At 47.3% G+C, this 20,177-nt stretch carries 20 protein-coding genes; 7 read left to right on the forward strand and 13 right to left on the reverse strand.

Translation table 11 applies throughout. From position 1 onward, the window contains the following. Positions 1–19: 19 nt before the first annotated feature. Complete coding sequence (locus IEW74_RS09300) at positions 20–1,171, forward strand: bifunctional 2-C-methyl-D-erythritol 4-phosphate cytidylyltransferase/2-C-methyl-D-erythritol 2,4-cyclodiphosphate synthase (protein WP_188664095.1); 1,152 nt, start codon at positions 20–22, stop codon at positions 1,169–1,171. Positions 1,172–1,201: 30 nt separating this feature from the next. Here the strand turns inward: IEW74_RS09300 and cutA are convergent, their stop codons facing one another. After that, a complete protein-coding gene (cutA, locus tag IEW74_RS09305; protein ID WP_188664097.1) occupies positions 1,202–1,534 on the reverse strand; it encodes a divalent-cation tolerance protein CutA in 333 nt (110 codons plus the stop codon). Positions 1,535–1,657: 123 nt separating this feature from the next. On the opposite strand from cutA, the gene IEW74_RS09310 reads away from it, so the two are divergent. Next, on the forward strand, positions 1,658–1,924 hold the full coding sequence (locus IEW74_RS09310; protein WP_188664100.1) for a hypothetical protein: 267 nt from the start codon (positions 1,658–1,660) through the stop codon (positions 1,922–1,924). Between the two features lie 276 nt (positions 1,925–2,200). Further along, positions 2,201–2,470 carry a (2Fe-2S) ferredoxin domain-containing protein gene (locus tag IEW74_RS09315; protein WP_188664102.1) on the forward strand — a complete coding sequence of 90 codons (270 nt, stop codon included), beginning with the start codon at positions 2,201–2,203 and terminating at the stop codon, positions 2,468–2,470. Here IEW74_RS09315 and IEW74_RS09320 read toward each other — a convergent pair. After that, positions 2,467–4,980: an EAL domain-containing protein gene (locus tag IEW74_RS09320; protein WP_188664104.1), complete on the reverse strand. Its 2,514-nt coding sequence runs from the start codon at positions 4,978–4,980 to the stop codon at positions 2,467–2,469. The genes IEW74_RS09315 and IEW74_RS09320 overlap by 4 nt on opposite strands. A 102-nt stretch (positions 4,981–5,082) precedes the next feature. Further along, the gene (locus tag IEW74_RS09325; protein WP_188664106.1) at positions 5,083–5,676 is read right to left on the reverse strand and encodes a malonic semialdehyde reductase; all 594 of its coding nucleotides are present in this window, start codon (positions 5,674–5,676) and stop codon (positions 5,083–5,085) included. 164 nt (positions 5,677–5,840) lie between these two features. Here IEW74_RS09325 and IEW74_RS09330 point away from each other — a divergent pair, with 164 nt between their 5' ends. Continuing rightward, a complete protein-coding gene (locus IEW74_RS09330) occupies positions 5,841–6,368 on the forward strand; it encodes a hypothetical protein (RefSeq protein WP_188664108.1) in 528 nt (175 codons plus the stop codon). 3 nt (positions 6,369–6,371) lie between these two features. Next, positions 6,372–7,061 carry a class I SAM-dependent methyltransferase gene (locus IEW74_RS09335; RefSeq protein WP_229734293.1) on the forward strand — a complete coding sequence of 230 codons (690 nt, stop codon included), beginning with the start codon at positions 6,372–6,374 and terminating at the stop codon, positions 7,059–7,061. A 36-nt stretch (positions 7,062–7,097) separates the two neighbouring features. Here the strand turns inward: IEW74_RS09335 and IEW74_RS09340 are convergent, their stop codons facing one another. The 3 genes from IEW74_RS09340 to IEW74_RS09350 are packed head-to-tail and all read right to left on the reverse strand — an operon-like array spanning position 7,098 to position 11,768. Next, on the reverse strand, positions 7,098–8,150 hold the full coding sequence (locus tag IEW74_RS09340) for a 2-oxoacid:ferredoxin oxidoreductase subunit beta (RefSeq protein WP_188664110.1): 1,053 nt from the start codon (positions 8,148–8,150) through the stop codon (positions 7,098–7,100). A gap of 4 nt (positions 8,151–8,154) precedes the next feature. Continuing rightward, on the reverse strand, positions 8,155–9,990 hold the full coding sequence (locus IEW74_RS09345) for a 2-oxoacid:acceptor oxidoreductase subunit alpha (RefSeq protein ID WP_188664112.1): 1,836 nt from the start codon (positions 9,988–9,990) through the stop codon (positions 8,155–8,157). Positions 9,991–9,992: 2 nt separating this feature from the next. Continuing rightward, positions 9,993–11,768, reverse strand: coding sequence for an FAD-dependent oxidoreductase (locus IEW74_RS09350; protein ID WP_188664114.1), 1,776 nt, complete (start codon positions 11,766–11,768; stop codon positions 9,993–9,995). Between the two features lie 292 nt (positions 11,769–12,060). On the opposite strand from IEW74_RS09350, the gene IEW74_RS09355 reads away from it, so the two are divergent. Beyond that, positions 12,061–13,014 (forward strand): YbgA family protein, encoded by a 954-nt coding sequence (locus IEW74_RS09355; protein ID WP_188664116.1) that lies wholly within the window; start codon positions 12,061–12,063, stop codon positions 13,012–13,014. A 13-nt stretch (positions 13,015–13,027) separates the two neighbouring features. Then, positions 13,028–13,573, forward strand: a complete 546-nt coding sequence (locus tag IEW74_RS09360; RefSeq protein ID WP_188664118.1) for a glutathione peroxidase — start codon at positions 13,028–13,030, stop codon at positions 13,571–13,573. Between the two features lie 19 nt (positions 13,574–13,592). On the opposite strand, the gene IEW74_RS09365 is transcribed toward IEW74_RS09360, so the two are convergent. The 7 genes from IEW74_RS09365 to IEW74_RS09395 all read right to left on the reverse strand — a co-directional run bounded on the left by IEW74_RS09365 (position 13,593) and on the right by IEW74_RS09395 (position 20,176). Beyond that, positions 13,593–14,186 (reverse strand): c-type cytochrome, encoded by a 594-nt coding sequence (locus tag IEW74_RS09365; RefSeq protein WP_229734294.1) that lies wholly within the window; start codon positions 14,184–14,186, stop codon positions 13,593–13,595. Positions 14,187–14,266: 80 nt separating this feature from the next. Beyond that, on the reverse strand, positions 14,267–15,772 hold the full coding sequence (locus IEW74_RS09370) for a formylglycine-generating enzyme family protein (protein WP_188664120.1): 1,506 nt from the start codon (positions 15,770–15,772) through the stop codon (positions 14,267–14,269). Between the two features lie 129 nt (positions 15,773–15,901). After that, a complete protein-coding gene (gene bfr, locus IEW74_RS09375; RefSeq protein WP_188664122.1) occupies positions 15,902–16,372 on the reverse strand; it encodes a bacterioferritin in 471 nt (156 codons plus the stop codon). 17 nt (positions 16,373–16,389) lie between these two features. Further along, positions 16,390–16,854, reverse strand: coding sequence for a bacterioferritin (bfr, locus tag IEW74_RS09380; RefSeq protein WP_188664124.1), 465 nt, complete (start codon positions 16,852–16,854; stop codon positions 16,390–16,392). A 129-nt stretch (positions 16,855–16,983) separates the two neighbouring features. Beyond that, the gene (locus IEW74_RS09385; RefSeq protein ID WP_188664125.1) at positions 16,984–18,213 is read right to left on the reverse strand and encodes a hypothetical protein; all 1,230 of its coding nucleotides are present in this window, start codon (positions 18,211–18,213) and stop codon (positions 16,984–16,986) included. A gap of 13 nt (positions 18,214–18,226) precedes the next feature. Then, a complete protein-coding gene (locus tag IEW74_RS09390; protein WP_188664127.1) occupies positions 18,227–18,784 on the reverse strand; it encodes a hypothetical protein in 558 nt (185 codons plus the stop codon). 9 nt (positions 18,785–18,793) lie between these two features. After that, complete coding sequence (locus IEW74_RS09395; protein WP_188664129.1) at positions 18,794–20,176, reverse strand: FAD-dependent oxidoreductase; 1,383 nt, start codon at positions 20,174–20,176, stop codon at positions 18,794–18,796. Position 20,177 lies beyond the last annotated feature (1 nt).

Raw genomic sequence — 20,177 nt, forward strand, 5'->3', positions numbered from 1 at the left:
CGCTGGGTATGAAGATCATATGAAAAATATTTATGCCATCATTGTTGCCGCAGGGCGTGGAAGACGCTTTGGCGGGGATTTGCCCAAGCAATATTGTCGTCTTGGCGACCAAGCGGTATTACGCAAGACGGCTTGCGCATTTTTATCCCATCCTGATGTAATCGGCGTGCGCGTCATCATTCATCCTGATGATCTTGATTTATATCGCAAGGCTGCGGACGGTTTAGACCTGTTAGATCCGGTCTTTGGCGGCGATACCCGACAAGAATCGGTCTGTCGTGGTCTGGAAAGCTTGGTGGATTTGGAACCACGTGGTGTCCTGATCCATGATGCGGCCCGTCCCTTTGTAACACTGGATGTAATAGATCGTGTGATTGCACATATCGAAACAGGCGTTGGTGTTATTCCGGCTGTTCCGGTTTCTGATACATTGAAACGTGAAATGCAGGATGGTCAATGTCCTGAAACGGTGGACCGTACCGGGTTATGGCGTGCGCAAACACCGCAAGGTTTTGTGTTTGATGAAATTATTCAGGCACATCAAAGGCACCGTGGTCAGGAATTAACCGATGACGCAGCCTTGATGGAGGTGGACGGGCGCCATATCGTCTTGTCGCTGGGCCATGAAGATAATTTTAAGATTACAACGCCAGATGATTTGCATCGGGCGGAAAGGATGTTGCAAATGGATGTGGAATTTCGGACCGGGACAGGGTTTGACGTACACCGTTTTGATCAGGGTGATTTTGTCACCTTATGTGGTGTTCAAGTGCCTCATACACATGCTTTGTCCGGACATTCTGATGCTGACGTTGCGTTGCATGCTTTAACCGATGCGATTATGGGCGCGATTGGCGCCGGTGATATCGGCAGTCACTTTCCGCCCAGTGATGCGCAATGGAAAGGTGCCTCATCGGATCGTTTTCTAAAAAAAGCCTGTGATTTGGTAACAGAGCGCGGCGGGCAAATTGTCAATTTGGATGTAACGATTATTTGTGAGCGTCCCAAAATCGGGCCTTATCGGGAAGCTATGCGCCAATCTGTTGCGGAAATTGCCAATATCGATCTGGATCGGGTGAGCGTTAAAGGAACCACGACGGAAAAACTGGGCTTTACTGGTCGCGGCGAAGGCATTGCTGCACAGGCGAGTGCAAGTGTGAAAATTTATTGATAAAAATGTAACGATGACGAAATGGCATCGTTACTCATTGTCGTGTGGTTTTGTGGTTTGTTCCTTAATCCATTGTAGAAAGTCCGGGTTACTTTTTTCGATAGGCAGGGCCACGATACAGGGGCAATCGTAGCTGTGGGAAGCCTTGATCAAGGTAATTGCCGCATCGACATTTTTATCGGTTGTTTTTGCGAAAAAGGCCGTTTCCGAATCCTCTTGAATGTCATCGTTCCACCAATACAAGGATTGTATGGTTGGCAGAATATTGACGCAGGCGACAAGACGTTCTTTTAATAATTTTTGCCCGATGGATCGTGCTTCCTGTTCGTTTGAACAGGTTACATACAGGACCATTGATTTCATGTTGATCTCCTTTCCTCAAGGATTTGTGCCTGCCGTTGCCGGGGCGGTACGTATAAGACTTGGCTATTTTTGCCAGACGGATTACCATACGATAATCCTTCACGAATCCAAAATGAGATTGCCATGACAAAGGACGATGCCAAACTTCACGATGAAGACCTATCCTTAAAACCGAGTGATGCCCAACGAAAATGGCTGTCACGCGGATTGGAACAGGCCGGTGGAAAGCTCCCTCTGTTTGACGAGTTCGGTCAGCAGATCAATCTCCAGACGGTTCAAAGCTGCATCCGAAATGGTTGGGCTGAACCCTGGTTTTCAAATCCGTTAAAACCGGACTGGCTGGTTTGTAAATTGACCGATGTGGGACGAGAGGTTTTAAAAGGAGATTAGCCGTTTTTCACAAAATTATTTGTGTGCAAATAAAACAAATAACATAATCAACTTGTTTTAATTTTAGTTTTCTTTAATTCGAAGGCGGCTCGTTCATTTTTCTTTTTTTTAATTGCTACTGCAAATGAAGTTTTTTTAGGGTTGTTTTGTCGAAGATTAATAAAAAATGCCCTGCTCTTCTTTAAAATAACTGCGTGCGCAGATTTTTGAGAGGTATGAGGGGCAGGAAATGAAGTGAGCTGGAAAAAATATTTCCCAAGGATTATATTTAACTCTATGAAAAAGTTATATATTTGTACCAATAAAGCTGTTGCCTTGGGTCGTCCGTCTTGTGGGCTGCGTGGGAGCGAAAAAATAATGGCGGCCTTGCAAGAGGAAGTGACACAGCGTTCCATTGCCATTGAATTAGAGGCAATTACCTGTTTGGGGCAGTGCAATGAGGGTCCCAGCATGCGGATTGCCGGTGGTAATTTCTATTTGGGCGGCGATGCAGATAAAGTTTCAGAGATTGCCGACTGGCTGGAGCGGGAATTGAAACAGACTTAATTTTTATCAGGCCAGCGTAAGCCGTTTTTTAAATGGCGTTCAAATGTTGCGGCCGGTTCTGGGCGTGACAAAAGATAACCTTGCAGCAATGAACACCCGCCTTGACTGAGGAAGTCAGCTTGAATTTGTTCTTCCACACCTTCTGCGATGCTATGCATGCCGAGGTTTTCGCTCATGGCAATCATGGTTGAGATCAGTTGGCGGTTGCCTTCTTCCTGAAACATGCCGCGAATAAAGCTTTGATCGATTTTCAGGTGATCAATCGGCAGGTTTCGCAAGTACCCCAGATTGGAATAACCAGTTCCAAAATCATCAATTGCAATACGTACGCCGATTTCTTTGAGGGCAAAGAGATTAATCTTCACCTGTTCGGGTTCGTCAATAAAGGATCCTTCGGTAATTTCGATTTCGAGACATCGACCGGATAGGTCAAATTGTTCCAGTAATTTTTCAACAAATAACGGAAAGGTATTGTCTTTAATCTGTTCGGGCGCAATATTGACCGCAACGGTGAGAGCCGGATATCCCTTATCCTGCCATTCCCGAATTTGGCGACACGCCTTTGTCAGGACCCATTCGCCGATTTTGGAGATAATGCCGATTTCCTCGGCAATGGGGATAAATTCTGCCGGACCGATCTTACCTATTTTTTCGTTGTGCCAGCGCAGCAGTGCTTCGGCAGCAACAATGGTGCCATCACCAGCGGCGGCTTGAGGTTGGAAGTAAAGTTCGAATTCATCATGTGCGATTGCGCCGCGCAATGCGGTTTCGATTTCCAGTTGGCGCAAGCTTTGATCTGTAAAGGATGCATTGAACAGGTTGAATGTACTGCGCCCGGCATCTTTTGAACGATACATGGCGACATCTGCATTTTTAATAATGGTTTCCGCGTCTTCGCCATCATCCGGGAATACACTGATGCCCAGACTGGCAGTGACAAACAGGTTTTGCTGATCCACGACAAACGGGTCGGAAAATGCTTCAACAATGCGTTGGGCGACCTTTGTTACCTCATCAACGCTTTCAATATCGGGAAAGAGCAGGATAAATTCATCCCCGCCCATTCGGGCAACGGTATCTTCATCGCGTGTGCAATGTTTCAGGCGTTCTGCGGCCTCAACCAACAGTGCATCGCCTGTGTTGTGGCCCAAGGTATCGTTGATCTTTTTGAAATGGTCCAGATCGACGAACATAATCGCAAGGCGTTCATGGTGGCGTTTGGAACGGGCAACCGCCATATTCAGGCGGTCAGAAAATAGTCGACGGTTTGGCAGTTTGGTCAGTTCATCGAAATAGGCCAGTCTACGAATTTGGTTTTCCTGATTTTTACGTTCGGAAATATCGCAGAAAATACCCGCATACTGGTAAATGTCACCGGCATCGTTGCGAATGGCGGTGATGGTCAGCCATTCCGGGTAGACTTCCCCGTTTTTTCGCCGGTTCCAGATTTCACCTTGCCAATAGCCATCAATTTGAAGTTGTTGCCACATCTCTGTATAATAATTTTCTTCATGTCGGCCGGATTTGAGGAGGGCCGGCGTCTGGCCCACCGCTTCATCGCTGCTGTATCCTGTCACATGGGTAAAGGTCGGATTGACATAATCGATTTTGCCTTGCGAGTTGACGATAATAATGCCGTCCAGCGAGGCTTCGATGATCTTATGGGCAAGGTGAAGGCTGTTTTGCGATGCGCGCAAGGCTTGGGAGCGTTCTTCCAAAATAGAATTGATACGCCGGACGTATTCAAATTGCAAACTGGATAAAATACCGGAAAAACTGATCAAGCCGATGATATTCTCGTTGTCGTCGGCAACACCAAGGTGACGAAAACCTGTTGAAACCAGCATATTGCGGGCTTCCAATAAATTCGCGTCCTTGGAAATGGTTTTAAGCGGACGCGAGGCCGCCTGCCCGATTGTTTCCGGGAAGCTGCGTTGAGACAGAAAACGCGTGACATCTTTTTCAGTGACAATGCCGTAGCTATTGTCGTTAAACAGAACACACACAGCGGCTTGCGGTGCGTTCTGAATGATTTTTAAGGCTTCGCTGAAACTGACGTGTTCAGGGGCGATGGGTGCGGCAACCGTGATGGTTTGTTCCACGGTTTTGACTGTCAGATAATATTCTTCCCCATGTTTTAAAATGACATCCGTTTGCGTAATGATGCCACAAGGGGTGTTGTCTTTGCTCAGGACCAGCAAATGACGAACTTTTTCTTCCTTAAACCGGACCGCAGCCGCGCCAATGGAAATGTCTTCGCGGATGGATTTAACCGGTGCGTTCATCAGGTCGCGTACCGGGCGGTCAAAAACGGCCAGATTGGAAACATCAAGACGCAAGCTGTCACGCTCTGTCCAAATTCCGATAGGTACGCCCTTCTCTTCGACAAGGATAGAACTGACCCCGGCGTTTTGCATGGCTGCGGCGCATTTTGCAATCGTGTCATCCGGTTTACAGGTGAGCAAAGTCCGGTTTACGATACTGCTAATCTCTTCGTTTATGGGGTTCATGTTCAGAGGCGTTCACATTTGTTATATTATATTCGGCATTAAACTATCACGTTCGGTAAGTAAAAATACAGTTACCTTTACGTATTCGACCGAAAGTATGAATTATTCAATTAAACAGACTTCATCGAATGCAGGTCTTGGGCCACGATCATAAAGACCTGCTGTGTCACCATAGCCAATATTGCATAGGAAGTTAGATTTCAAGCTGGAATCCTTAAAGAAAACACTATCAAGTTTTTCAGAATCAAAACCGGACATTGGCCCGCAATCCAGCCCTAAAGTACGACATGCTATGATTAAATAAGCGCCTTGTAAGGTGCAATTCCTGATTGCGGTTTCTTCTGCCAGTTCAGGGTTTTGATCGAACATGTCGGCGGCACCGGGAAAACTGGGAAACAGGCGTGGCATGTTGGTGAAAAAACGCAGATCTGTCGCGATAATGGCTGTGACGGGGGCCGCCATTGTTTTGGCAATATTGCCTTCGGATAAACAGCTTTTTAGTTTTTCTTTGGCTTCAGGGCTTTTAATAAATGTAATACGTGCGGGACAGCAATTCATACTTGTTGGCCCCCAGCGTGCCAAATCCCAAACCTGATTGAGAAGATCGTCGCTTACTTCTTTGTCTTGCCAAAGATTGTGGGTCCGGGCTTGCAAAAAAAGCTGGTCTAAGGCTTCTTGTGGTAAAGGTGCTGACATTCTATTTCCCTATTCGATCCAAAATTATTTTTGTTATTCAAATAAGATAGGCCGAGTTTTCTTATCCTTCAATAGATTAGGTTGTTTTTTTAAGATTAGATTTATCTTGTCTTATTAGGGTTTTCGAATTTAAAATCACGACACGTTTAAAGTCGGAGGATAAAATGAAACGTTTGTTGATGATGGGAGCGTGCTGTCTCTTTGTGTTCGGGACATCTTCGGCTTATGGGGATGATCGTAATGTCATTTTGGTCCCGCAAGAAGTGAAGTCGATTTTTCTGGAAGAAATGCGTACGCACCTTGATAACCTGAATGAAATCACTCAGGCCCTGTCTGCGGGGGATTTCAAAACGGCGGCTTATATCGCGGAAAATAAAATGGGGTTTGGTCATTCTGTACGTGAGGTGATGCAGCAACAGGGGCGAACCGATGAAGAAATCGAAGAAATGTTGATGAAATTGCGAGAAAGTAAATCACGCATTGATCATCCAGGACGCGGGATGGGTCGTTTTATGCCGGATGAAGTCCGTGAAATGGGACGCGTTTTCCATGATGCGGCGGCTCATTTTGCAAATATTGCCAAAAATGTCGCGACACCGCCAACGACGGATGATTATCAACGCGTCTTTACGGCACTTAGTGAAATAATTGATGTGTGTAGTGCCTGTCATTCATCTTATCGTGTGGAATAAATTATGATGCAAACCAAAAAGAACGCGGATGTTTTAAAAGAAAATATTCAATTAAAAGGAAAAAACGTTCTGGATGTCGGCAGTGGCGAAGGTCACCTCAGTCGTATGATGGCCAAGCAAGGCGCGCATGTTATCGGGATTGAATGTTCCCCCCGTCAGATGAAAAAGGCGTTGTCTTATGACTGTGTTCGTGATGAGAAATTCATCGATGCCGTTGGGCAGGACTTACCGTTTGAAGATGCCAGCATGGATGTGGTCGTCTTTTTCAACAGCTTGCACCATATCCCGGTTGATGAACAGTTCAACGCCTTAAAAGAAGCCGTGCGTGTCTTGCGCCCCGGTGGTTTTGTCTATGTGTCCGAACCAATGGCAGAAGGCCCGCATTTTGAACTGCTTAAACCCATTGATGATGAAACCTATGTGCGTGCGAAGGCTTATGAAGCCTTGAATCGATACGAGGAATTGGGGCTTAAATGGGTGAAAGAGGAAACCTACAACCATCCGGTTCGTCGTCAAAATTTTGAAGAATTACGTGATAAGTTGACAGGGCCGAACCCGGAACGCGATGCAATTTTCGAACAACAGGATGCTGAACTTCGCGCAGCCTTTGCCCATTATGGCGTTCAAAAAGAAGATGGTTGTACCTATTTCGATCAGCCGACCCGTATGAACTTGCTGCAAAAACCGGCTTAAAAAAAGAGGGGCTAAAAGCCCCTCTCCTTCTTTGTTTTAGCGGAAGCTGTTGTTGATCCCGGCCAAGGCGTGATTGCCGGGGCACAGGGTTTTTTCGTCCAGTGTATTAAGCGGTGTTTCCGTTGTTCCTAGAAAATCGTGCATATCGCGCAAGGTTGGGTCGCAATAGAGCAAGCCTGTCAGGATTTCACCTTTGATGCGATGTTGTTCAATCGCGTTAATAGCGGCAAAACGATCTGTCGGATCATAGCCGTCTTTTCCTTTGTGCAGGCGGATCAGGGATCCGTCATGCAGACAGATATCCTTGCTTTCGCCTTCTGCGTATTTTGTGGTGATTTCTTCACGCGAGGGTACGAAATCGGCAATATTACCGGCTTCGACATGTTCACGCACATAATCATAGCTGCGTGTGGATGTCGCATGGTTGTTGAAGGTTACACAAGGCGACAACACGTCGATAAAGGCAAAACCTTCATGGCATAGGGCCGCTTTTAACAAGGGGACCAACTGATCCTTATCACCGGAAAAACTGCGTGCAACAAAAGTTGCCCCCAATTGCAGGGCCATTGTCGGCAGGTCAATGGCAGACCAAAGGATTTCTTCCCCTTTTTTGGTATGTGATCCTTTGTCTGCGGTGGCAGCTGTTTGCCCCTTTGTCAGGCCGTACACGCCGTTATTCGCAACGATATAGGTCATATCAAGGCGGCGGCGTACCACATGGGCAAATTGCCCCATACCGATGGAAGCCGTATCCCCATCACCGGACATGCCGACATATTTTAAACTGCGGTTTGCCATGCTGGCCCCGGTTGCAACAGACGGCATGCGTCCATGAACCGTGTTGAAACCATGCGATTTACCAAGGAAATAAGTCGGTGCCTTGGACGAACAGCCAATGCCGGACAGCTTGGCAACCTTGTGTGGTTCCAGCGACAATTCAAAACAAGCCTGAACAAGGGCCGCGCCAACCGCATCATGGCCGCAACCGGCGCATAAGGTGGACAAGGCCCCTTCGTAATCGCGATATGTCAGACCAAGATCGTTTTTTGCAAGTTTTGGGTGGTGAAATTTGGATTTCAAGTAACTCATGTTCTTACCCTCTTGCCACTTTTGAAGCCGGTGCAACGGCGATATGATCGAGAATGGTTGTGCTGATGAAATCGGCCGTAATCGGTAAACCGTCATAGTTACAAACTTTGATCAGTTTTGCCGGGTCAATGTCCAGTTCATTCATCAACAGGGTCCGCATTTGGGCGTCGCGGTTTTGTTCAACAACAAAGACCTGATCGTGTTGTTCGATAAAATCTTCCACAGCCTTGGCAAAGGGGAACGCCTTGAGGCGCATCCCGTCGACGTTTTGGCCTTGTGCGCGCAGAAGATCAAACGTTTCATCCATCGCAGCATTCGTTGTGCCGAAATAAACCACACCGATTTTGCTGCCTTTGTTTTGGCTGTGCATTTCCGGTTGTGGCAGAATTTCGGCAGCAGTACGGAACTTTTTATTTAAACGTTCCATATTGCGCACGTAATCTTCGCCACGTTCTGTGTAAGCGGCATATTCGTTGCGTGACGTCCCACGTGTGAAATAAATGCCTTTTTCCGGGTGTGTGCCGGGATAGGTACGATAACAAATGCCATCACCGTCCACGTCCAGATAACGTCCAAATTCTTCAACTTCTTCAAGTTGTTGGGCATTTAAGACCTTGCCACGATCATACGTGCGGCTGTCGTCCCAGCTGAGTTCGTCACTCATATGATCGTTCATACCGAGATCAAGATCCGTCATCACCATGATCGGCGTTTGAATACGTTCGGCATAATCAAACGCATCCGCTGTCATATGGAAGCATTCCGTTGGTGTGGATGGGAAGATCAGGACCTGTTTCGTATCTCCATGAGAGGCATAAGCACAAGCAAGAATGTCAGATTGTTGTGTCCGTGTCGGCATCCCGGTTGACGGGCCTGCGCGTTGCACATCAATTAAAACAACCGGAATTTCGGCAAAATAAGCAAGGCCGAGAAATTCCGTCATCAAGGAGATACCCGGACCGGACGTTGCGGTAAAGGAACGTGCCCCGTTCCACCCCCCACCAATGGCGATACCGATGGCGGCAAGTTCGTCTTCGGCCTGCATAACAGCAAAGTTCTTTTTGCCCGAGGCCGGGTCAATACGCAGACGATTACAGTATTTTTCATAATTTTCCACAACCGATGTGGAGGGAGTGATCGGATACCATCCTGCCACGGTTGCCCCGCCGTAAACAGCACCCAAACCAGCGGCTGTGTTACCGTCAATCAGAATGCGGTTGCCGACTTTGTCTGATTTTTGAACGCGAATGCTCAGCGGGCAGTTGAAATTTGTTTTGGCATATTGATAGCCGAGTTCTAACGCATGAACGTTCGGCGAAATCAGCTTTTCCTTACCTTTGAACTGATCGGCGATTAAACCTTTCAGCACATCGAAATCCATATCAAGCAAAGCTGCCAGCGCACCGACATAGATGACGTTTTTAAACAGTTGGCGTTGACGCGGGTCGTTATATTCACGCAGGCAGATGGCTGAGATGGGCATCCCCAGAAACGTAATATCTTTGCGCATCAATTGCGGGTCGATTTCCTTGGTTGAGTCATAGAGGAAATAACCGCCTGCCTCGACACTTTGTACATCATCCACCATGCTTTGCGCGTTCATGGCAACAACGATGTCGGCCCCACCGGCGCGGCGCCCCAGATAGCCTTTTTCACTGACGCGCACGTCATACCATGTCGGCATACCCTGAATGTTTGATGGGAAGACGTTGCGTGGGCTTACCGGAACGCCCATGCGGAAAATTGCTTTGGCGAACATGTTGTTGGCACTGGCAGAGCCGGTTCCGTTTGTGTTGGCAAAGCGAATGACGAATTCGTTGACTGAATTAATGGTTTTCATGTTTATGCCACCTCAATCTGTGTCGCTTTGAAAAGGAATTTCTGCATATCCCATGCCCCTGTCGGACATCGTTCGGCACATAGGCCGCAATGCAGACATACATCTTCGTCCTTAACCATAATTTTGCGGCTTTTCAGCTCGCCGGAAACATAAATATCGCGGTCATTTCCAATCGCCGGGACACGTAAGCGCGCACGCAAGTCGTCTTCGTCACCATTGGGGATAAAGTTGATACAGTCCATCGGGCAGATATCTTCACAGGCAACGCATTCAATGCAGCGTTCCCCCAAAAAGACGGTCTGCACATCACAACTTAGGCATCGGGCGGCTTCGCTTAAGGCGAGTTTTTCATCAAATCCGAGTTCGACTTCGGCATCGATATTTGCCAGTGCCTCTTCCAAATTCATCACCGGCACCGTGTTGCGCGGATCATTGGAAACAGCACTTTGATAAGACCATTCGTGAATGCCCATTTTCTGTGAAGTCAGACTGTATTCCCCGACCGGAACGGCATTGACGTCTTTTTCCTTATTGAGAAAACGATCAATGGACCCGGCTGCGATATGGCCGTGGGCAACGGCGGTAATGATGTTTTCCGGACCAAAGGCCGCATCCCCCCCAAAGAAGACTTTCTCATGGCTGGATTGCAGGGTGTCTTTGTTCAGAACAGGCATGCCCCAGTCATCAAAATCAATACCGAGGTTGCGTTCAATCCACGGGAAGCTGGCATCTTGACCAATGGCAACCAGAACAAGATCACATTCGACCAGAACAGGCGCTTCCCCTGTTGAAATCAGTTTACGTTTGCCTTTTTCCCAATGTGTTTTCACACGGTCAAATTCAACGCCGATAAATTTCCCATCTTCGACCACATACCGCAAAGGGGTGTGGTTGGGGATAATTTCGACATTTTCCGCCATTGCATCTTCGCGTTCCCATTCTGAAGATTTCATTTCGTCATAGGAAGATCGCACAATGGCTTTGACCTCTTGTGCGCCCAATCGGCGTGCTGTGCGTGTACAGTCCATTGCCGTGTTACCACCGCCCAGAACAACGACCCGTTTCGGTGCTTTTTTGATATGACCGAATGTAACGCCCGCCAGCCAGTTAATGCCGATTTCGACATGATCACCGGCTTCTTCCAATCCATCCATTTTTAACGGACGGCCGCTTGGGGCGCCGGTGCCGACAAAGATAGCGTCAAAACCTTCATCCATCACGGCTTTCATAGAGGTAACATCGCCCTTAAAACGACGTTCAACCCCCATGTCCAGAACCACATCGACCTCGCTGTCCAATGTTGTCAAAGGCAGACGGAAAGACGGGATTTGGGTGCGCATCATGCCGCCAGCCTGGGCATCACGTTCAAAAATCGTACATTCGTATCCCAAGGGCATCAGGTCGCGCGCAACCGTCAGGGATGCCGGTCCCCCGCCAATTAAGGCAATTTTTTTGCCATTTTTCTTGGTCGGGATGATGGGAAGACGGTCTTTGATCTCTTCCTTATTATCGGCAGCAACCCGTTTAAGGCGACAGATCGCCACGGGTTTTTCCTCGACGCGCTGACGTCTACAGGCTGGTTCACACGGACGGTCACAGACACGACCCAAGACACCAGGGAACACGTTTGCTTCCCAGTTGACCATGTAGGAGTCCGTATAACGGCGTGCTAAAATAAGGCGAATGTATTCCGGGACCGGCGTATGTGCCGGACAGGCATACTGGCAATCCACCACTTTATGAAAGTGGGACGGATCAGATGTGTTGGTGGGTTTCACGGTACACCTATCTCACAAACTGTCATAAAAGAGTCAAAACGACTATGACTTCTTTACGGGCATTCTGCCTAATCTTCAAGCATGACTTTGTAAATTATTGTCGTTTTTTTGGGCATGTTTATAATAATAATTCGCAAATTAGATGATTGAAATGTAAATATTTTTTATTTAACTGGTCTTACCAGTCTATGAAAAAAATAAGCTGGACCTAACTTTATAAATGTTCTAAGTTTTTTCGTAGCAGACCTAAAATTCCTTGGCACATACTTTCTTTTTTGAGGAGAAAAAGAAGATGGAACAGCTATTGAAAATTGGGGTATCCGCCTGCCTGTTGGGACAAGAGGTTCGATTTAACGGCGGTCATTGCAATCATCGTTTCTTAACGCATTCTTTTTCTAAATATGCCGTGTTTGAACCGGTTTGCCCAGAAGTGGCAATCGGCATGGGTATTCCACGCAAATCGGTACGTCTGGAACGTGACGATGCCGACAGCAATATGGTGCGTATGATTGAACCCAAAAGCGGCCATGATTACACCGATGATATGGTTGCCTACAGTGCTGAAAAAGCGGCTGAGTTAAATGATTTAGACGGGTTTGTTTTTAAGAAAAATTCGCCAAGTTGTGGTGTGTTTCGTGTGAAAATCTATCAAAATGACCAACCGAGTGAACGTCGGGGAATCGGGTTGTTTGCTCAGGCTGTAATGGAACGCTATCCCGAATTACCAGTGGAAGAAGAAGGTCGCTTGTCTGATCCCTTCTTGCGGGAAAATTTTGTGGAACGGGTCTTTGCTTATCGCCGTGTCAAAGATTTATTTGATCGTAAATGGAGCCGCCGTGATGTCATTGAATTTCAAGCCCGCGAAAAACTGCTGTTGATGGCACATGCGCCGCATAAGGCAAAATTGCTGGGACAATTGGTTGGGCGGATTAAACAGTCTCAGCGTGATGATTTTGCAACGGCTTATATTCAGGCTTATATGGATTGTATGAATACAAACCCCAGTAAAGGCCGACATACCAATGCAATGATGCATATGGCGGGGTATTTGAAAAACAAGTTGAGCCAATCCGGTCGGGCGGAACTGGCATCTGTTATTTCTGATTATCGCAATGGCTATGTTCCGATGACTGTGCCGATGGCCTTGATGCAACATATGATCCGGCGTTTGGAAGAAGGCTATCTGGTCAATCAGACTTATCTGGCCCCTCACCCACGTGACCTTGCCTTACGCAATCATGTTTAAGGAAGGGGCTGTGATGAAACGCTTATTTTTACTGATCTCTTTGATCGTGGGATTTACAATGACACAGGCCAAAGCCGAGACAACTGCGTTTGATTTTACCTTCGAAGATATTGATGGCAAAGACCTGCCCTTGTCTAAATTTACAGGCAAGACGGTAATGGTGGTCAATACGGCTTCTTATTGCGGTTTTACCAAACAGTATGATGCTTTGCAGGCTGTCTGGGCAAAATATCGGGACCGTGGATTGGTGGTGCTGGGGGTGCCGTCCAACGATTTTGGGCAACAGGAACCGGGAACGGAAAAAGAAATTAAGGAATTCTGCGAAGTGAATTTCAATATTGATTTTCCGATGACGCAAAAAGAAGTCGTGAGTGGTAAAAAGGCCCATCCATTTTATCAATGGGCGCGCAAGGAACTGGGCTTTGTTGCTGCCCCCAAATGGAATTTTCACAAATATCTGATTGATGGAAATGGCAGGCTCGTGGACTGGTTTGCCACAACAACAAAACCGAATTCCCCCAAGGTGATTGCGGCCATTGAAAAGAGTTTGGGGCGCTAAAACGCCCCTTCTCTCTCTGCTATTTCATACCGCTGATGTATGTGGCGAGGGCTTGAATTTCCATTTCGGTCAGCTTGGAGGCAATGGAGTGCATGACCGCGTTATCATTGGTTCGATTGCGGTTATGGAATTCGGTAAGCTGATCGGCAAGGTAACGTTTGTGTTGACCTGCCAGTCGCGGTAATTTTTGTGTCCCTTTACCCTCGTCCCCATGACAGGTTTTACACGCAGTAACGCCTGAATATTTGTTTCCGTTCATGTAAAGATATTGACCAACGGCGGCAAATTCTTCATCGCGCACGCGGTGGGAAAGCGGCGGTTTGGCTGCAAAATATTTGCCAAGTGCGACCATTTCATCCGGTGTCAGGTCTTGTGCCATTTCATTCATGGTGCCTGTACGTCGCCCGGCTTGAAAATCAGCCAGTTGTTTGGCGATATATTCTTCATGTTGGGCGGCAAGTCGGGGATAAATCGCACTGGAACTTTCCCCTTCTGTACCGTGGCACAAATGGCATTTTTCTTCGACGATTTCGATGGCACGATCCATATCGGCGCCAAAGGCCGATTGTGTACCCATAAAAAGGGTGGAAATCAAAAAGGCACGTTTAAACATATGTTGTTTATCCCCTGTGAAGCGATTTTGTTGTTTATAGCAGAAAATAAAGGGTTTTGGGATGGGGAAAACGTATGAGTTTATGGATCTAACCTTGTAATTTCCTGATCATCCAGTTCACGCAAAACCCGAAATCCGGTATCGTCGCTACGCCGTGTCGGGAAATCGCGCCATCGGTTGGATGTGCGGATTTCTTTGGGCGGGAAGCTCCAGCCACCGCCGCGAATAACCCGTTTGCCGCATCCGGCGGGATTTTGATAGGCGGTGCCGTCCAGTCCGATCCCTTCAAATTGATCGTTCCAGCAATCTTCCACCCATTCAAATACATTGCCGCTGGTATCGAACAGGCCGAACTGATTGGGGGCAAATCGTCCGACTGGTGCGGTTTTTTCACTATCCCAAATACTGCCACACCCTGCGCAATTGGCGAGACCTTTACCCAGCTTATCCCCCCAAGGATAAGGTGTCGTGGTTCCTGCGCGCGATATATATTCCCATTCAGCATCGCTGGGTAAGCGGTAGGTATGTCCGGTTTTTTCACTGAGCCAGCGGGTATAGGCTTTGGCCTCTTCCCATGCGACATTGATGACGGGACGCCGTCCCCTGCCCCATGCGGAATCTTCCGGGGGGACGCACTTCGTTTCCCGACAATATCGGGCGTATTCGGCAAAGGTAATTTCAAAGACCCCAATGGCAAAAGGTTTGGTTAAGGTGACGGGTTGGATCGGTTTTTCGTCAAAGTCACCATTGGCGTCGCCGCGCAGATAACTGCCCGGTTTGATCAGGCGCAAAAGTGGCCCGCTGCTGCCATCGACAAAATGATCACGTAAGGTCTTTTTACGCATTTCAGGTTTGAAACCAGATACCAATAGCTTTTCTGGTTGATCATTGCGGATATAATCGCTTTTAAATTCAATAGCCTGTATGGATTTTAAATCCAGTTGCAGGGTGTTTCCGTTTAAATCGGTGAGTGTAAAATCTGTTTCAGCATGTAAGCCGCTCAGCCAGGATTGATCGTTTCGTCGGCGCAAACGAATTTTAAGAACTTCTTCATCCTCGGAATAAGTCAGGTCCAGTAGGTCGGCCTCTGTGCTGGGTAAAATAGCGGTTTGTCCATTCTGATCAACCCGGAACAAGGTGGCTGTATGATAGCCTAAAAAGACATCGCCATTGTTCATTTCGATAATATCAGGGGTGGCTTCTAACGGTTTTCTTTGGGCGCGTTCTTTGCGGCTGTGTTCAAATTCAATCAATTGAATTTCGGCTTTGTCCAAGGGAAGATCGGGACCCAAGGCACGGCTGGTGACAAATGTGTTTTCTTTTATCTGCCCGCTGAAGACTTCGCCATCAATTGTCGTGACGCGATCTTTTGCCTGTGGTGTGGGCGCAAAGAAAATATGTGTTAGTCTATCGCGTGTCAGCGTTATGTCGCCATAGTCGGTGGCAAGTTGAATTGTTTTTTGTGCGATAATTCCGTTATGGAATTCGCCGCGTCGTGTCTGAATAACATCGGCCCAAACAGTGTGGGCGAATGTGATGGCGGATAGAACAGAAGCTGCAATCAGGCAACGTTTTTTTGTTTTCATTGGCCTTCCTCCCCACGTGTATAATACGCATTAATTACACGAGTGGAAAGTGTGCTTTTCTAGAAAACAAAACGGCCTTGCACCGGATGATACAAGGCCATTTAGGAATGTCCGTATAAATCCGCAGTTTTAAGAGGATTTGGACTGAATGTAGTTTTTGAGACCCATTTTATCGATCAGGCCAAGCTGTTTTTCCAGCCAATAGGTGTGATCGTCTTCTGTGTCTTTCAGCAGGTCAATCAGCATTTGACGAGAAACGTAATCTTGTTCCTTCTCACATAGGGCAATAACCTTTTTCAGCTCTTTACCGACCATGAGTTCATATTCAAGATCGTTTTGCAGCATGGTGGGAACGTCTTTGCCGATTTTCAGCGCATCGCGTGCGGCAACGTCCGGTGTACCTTCCAAAAACAGGATACGCTCCACAATACGGGCTGCATGTTCCAGTTCTTCTTCCTGTTCATGTTTCAGGCGTTCGAACAATTCACTCATGCCCCAATCGTCATACATGCGCGAATGGATGAAATATTGATCCGCAGCACTCATTTCGTGGGCAAGAAGGCCGTTCAGAGCCTCAATAACCTTTTTGTTGCCTTTCATTTGATCGGCTCCTTATCTTACGTCTGTGATTGAATGTAGTTTTGCAGACCTTGCTCTTTGATCTGCCATTGCTGGGTTTCCAGCCAGTCGAGGAATTCTTCTTCATCTTCGATGATGTCATCCAGAAGATCGCGCGAAACGAAATCGCTTTCAGCTTCGCAAAGTGCGATGGCTGCGCGCAAGTCTTGCAACATGGGATCCAGAAGGTCCATTTCACACTGGATAATTTCTTCGGTATTTTCACCAATGCGTAATTTACCAAGGCTTTGCAAGTTGGGCAGACCTTCTAAAAACAGAATGCGTTCAATCAGCTTGTCCGCCTGTTTCATGTCTTTGATGGATTTTTTGTATTCTTTGCTACCGATCTCGCCCATTCCCCAGTCGTTAAACATACGTGAATGCAAGAACGTTTGGTTAATGGAAACCAATTCGTTGCCCAGAATTTTATTGAGTTGGGCAATGACTTTTGGACTGCCTTTCATTTTGTTTTCCTTTCAGGGGTCGCGAAATATTGTTGAGCCCATGATATGTGTATTTGTTGAGAATAAACAAGGGGTAAATATAAAAAAGTTTAATAAATTCAATGATTTGGTTAATAATGATTATTAATTCTAATCGCGTTTCAGTTCTTGCTTATGTACGTAGTAGCTCTGTTCTCCCATCATGCGGGACGGAAAAACTTTGGTTTCAGAAAGGTTTGAAGGGGCCGTTGTACTGACATCCCATAGGGGGAAATCCACTTGATAAGGGTAATATTTGTCAAAGACATGGCTATTGGGAAGTCGCTCACGAAGGTAATGGACACCATGATGGGTTATCACCTTATCGGCACTTTCCTGTAGCAGGTGTTGCCGTGTGAGTTCTAAGGGGGACAGTCGGGGGGAATGGATGTTCATTTGATTCGAAATGAAAACTTGCAAAGCGATAAGGCTATAAAGGGCGATTTTATTTATAAGATGATCGGTTTTTGCGATGAATATGAGGCTTAAAATCAAAGGTAAAGCCAAGTGACGCAAGTTTTCTGGGTTTTGGAATAGCAAAATCCACCCCCACCCGAATATGACGATAAAGAGCAAAATGCTTTTACGATGAGGATAGACGCTGAAGGCCAAACCAAGACTGAGAGCTGAGAAATAGGCTACCCCGCCGGGTATGCGGGAAAAGCTGTCAAACCAGGACAGCTTGCTGGTACTGAGTGTTGTATTTCCCCATAAAAGGAAATGTCCTTCGATAAAGCGCCATCCTTCCCACACAAGTGGCATTTGTTCGATGGCGAGCAGGCCGAGCAGAAACAGCAAGCACAGTATGGCACAGGCAAGAACAAATGGAAGGGCAGCTTTTTTGTCTTTGACGATTGCCGCAATTATAAAGATTGCCGCAAAAATAACAAAGGAAGGACGACAGGCCAAAGCCCCGCCGAGTAACAGGCCGCTGACCGTAAAATTACCTTTTCGATATTGCCAGAAGGATGCAAGAAAAAAGGCAATGCCCGCCCCATCAGACATGAGGCTTAGCCCCAAATATGGCAAAAGCGGCATGCTGAGTGCGCATAGAAACACGGCAAGACGGTTTTTTTCCACACACAAGAGGCACAGGACGGGAATGGCAAGTGCCATTGAGAGGGAGAGAAAAGACAGGGCGTTTAGCGGACTAAGGCCAAGGCTATAGAACGCTTTACCGAGCAGGATAAAGCCCGGATAACCGGGAAAGTGCGGTCTGAATTCCAGAATACTGAACCGTTCGATACCACGTAAGAAAAAATAGGCATCATCGTTTGACAGAGAGGGCGCAAATGAAAATAGCCAAACAGCCAAGGCCCCATAAAGGGTGCAGGCGATCATCCAGCCCCCTGCCCTAAAGCTTGGCAAATTCTTTCACCAACTGATCAAGTGCCTGTTGATATGCCTTTGGGTCGGCAGGCGTTTGCCCTGCGCCAAATACGCCGGGCTTGCCTATGGCATTCAGACAGTCTTGTAAGATTTTTTCGATGGTGTGTGCTTGTGTTTTGGGCAATTCCGGCTCAATTACGCTAAAGAAACGCTTGGACTTCATCACCATGACTTTGGCACTTTGATAGTTATCAAGGTTACGTGCGGCGATAAGGAGGCGGCGTTGAATTTCGGCCGCATATAAGCGATGAATATTGTGAAGGACGGCTTTTTGATCTTTTTGTTCAACAGCTTTTTTGAAATTGCTAAACAAGGGCTTATCGAATTTATGTGACAAAAACTCGATATCGTCTTTCATCAGGTTGAAATATTTAACAACTTTATCGAAATCATGTTTCTGAAATCCGCTGACGATCCCGTTACGCCCATCGATCAGGGGTTCTTTGCCGGCAGCGGAATAGGAATAGGCGCTGGCATGTCCTGAAAGGGTAAAACCAAGCAGAAGAATGAGAAGAAAGCGCATGATATTCTCCTAAGCGACACTTTGGGTCTCAATGACCGTGCGTTCGTTGCGGTGATCAAAAATGGCACGGCGGCAGTCTTGGCCGTTCAGAACACTGCGTGCCGCCATTTGGCCCATTTCCATTGCGGTATCTGTGAAGATATAGCGAAATGTTGCCTGTCGTCCACATTGAATAAGGTTGTTAAATGGGGCGAGATAGGCAATGGCTTTTTCCCGTTCGATCTCGTAGCCCACAGACATCAACGGATAGGCCTGTGCTCCGAAAGTGGAAAAATATTCCCCTGTCGCCAGCTTGGATGGAACGCCAAGGCGATCCAAATCGATGCAAGCGCGTTTAAACAGGTCGGCATCACTCATGTTCCACAAGTCACTGTCCGGATCACAGGGAATTTCTAACATGAGGGAGCTATGCCCCGTCGGTGACATATAGGGGGAACGCCGTTTGGGTTCTTGCAGGCGGGTTGCCATGATGTGCGGATCAGATAGATATTGCCATGTGTTATCCGAAATATTTTCTGTTTCCATCGGCATGCAGAAAAAACGCACACCGCGAAACTTTAAAGCGCTGGTCCCACCACACAATCTTACCATATCGGGTAAGGATATTGTCGAAATGTATTGATCTGCAACGATTTTTTCACCATTGGCAAAAAGGGCGGTGATTTGATTTTGGTTACATTCCATCCCATCAATTTGCGTCTCATAACGGATTGTCCCGCCGAGGCGTTCGAATTCACGGGCGATTTTTTCAAAGATAACGCCAAAGCCATATTTGGGATAGCGGTACGAATGAGCATAGGTGCGCGGTGTCGCATCGCGCGTTGGCAGCAGGCGGCGTGCAACATCTTTTAAATCCAGCAGGCTGATGCGTTGGGAGGCCCAATCGGCAGACAGGTTTTTAGGATCAATCCCCCAAAGTTTTGCCGTATAACCTTCGAAGAAATTACGATAGAGCGTTTTGCCAAAACGGCTTTCGATCCATGTGGCAAAGCTGGTGTTGTCCGGTTTTTGAAAGGGCAAGGTCGCCAAATCCAGCCCTGCGCCAGCCAATAACGCAGTTGGGGCTGTCTTTAACAAATTCCCAAGGGCGAGCGGATAGGCATAGGTGCGACCACGAAAGCGAATGACGCTTTTGCGATAGGCCGTTAAAAGATCATCCCCGACCAAATCTTCAACCAGTTGCAGCAAGTCGGGATCATGGGTGATGAAACGATGACCACCAAAATCAAAACGATACGTACCGTGTTTGCCTTCAAAGACTGTGGTGCCACATAATCCGCCTTCAACCTTGCGCTTTTCATACAAGGTGACCGTCTTGCCTGCCTTTGCCAGTTCATAAGCGGCCATAAGGCCCGCTGGCCCGGCACCCAATACAGCGATGGTTTCAACCATA

The sequence above is a fragment of the Terasakiella brassicae genome (assembly GCF_014641495.1).
Taxonomy (GTDB): domain Bacteria; phylum Pseudomonadota; class Alphaproteobacteria; order Rhodospirillales; family Terasakiellaceae; genus Terasakiella; species Terasakiella brassicae.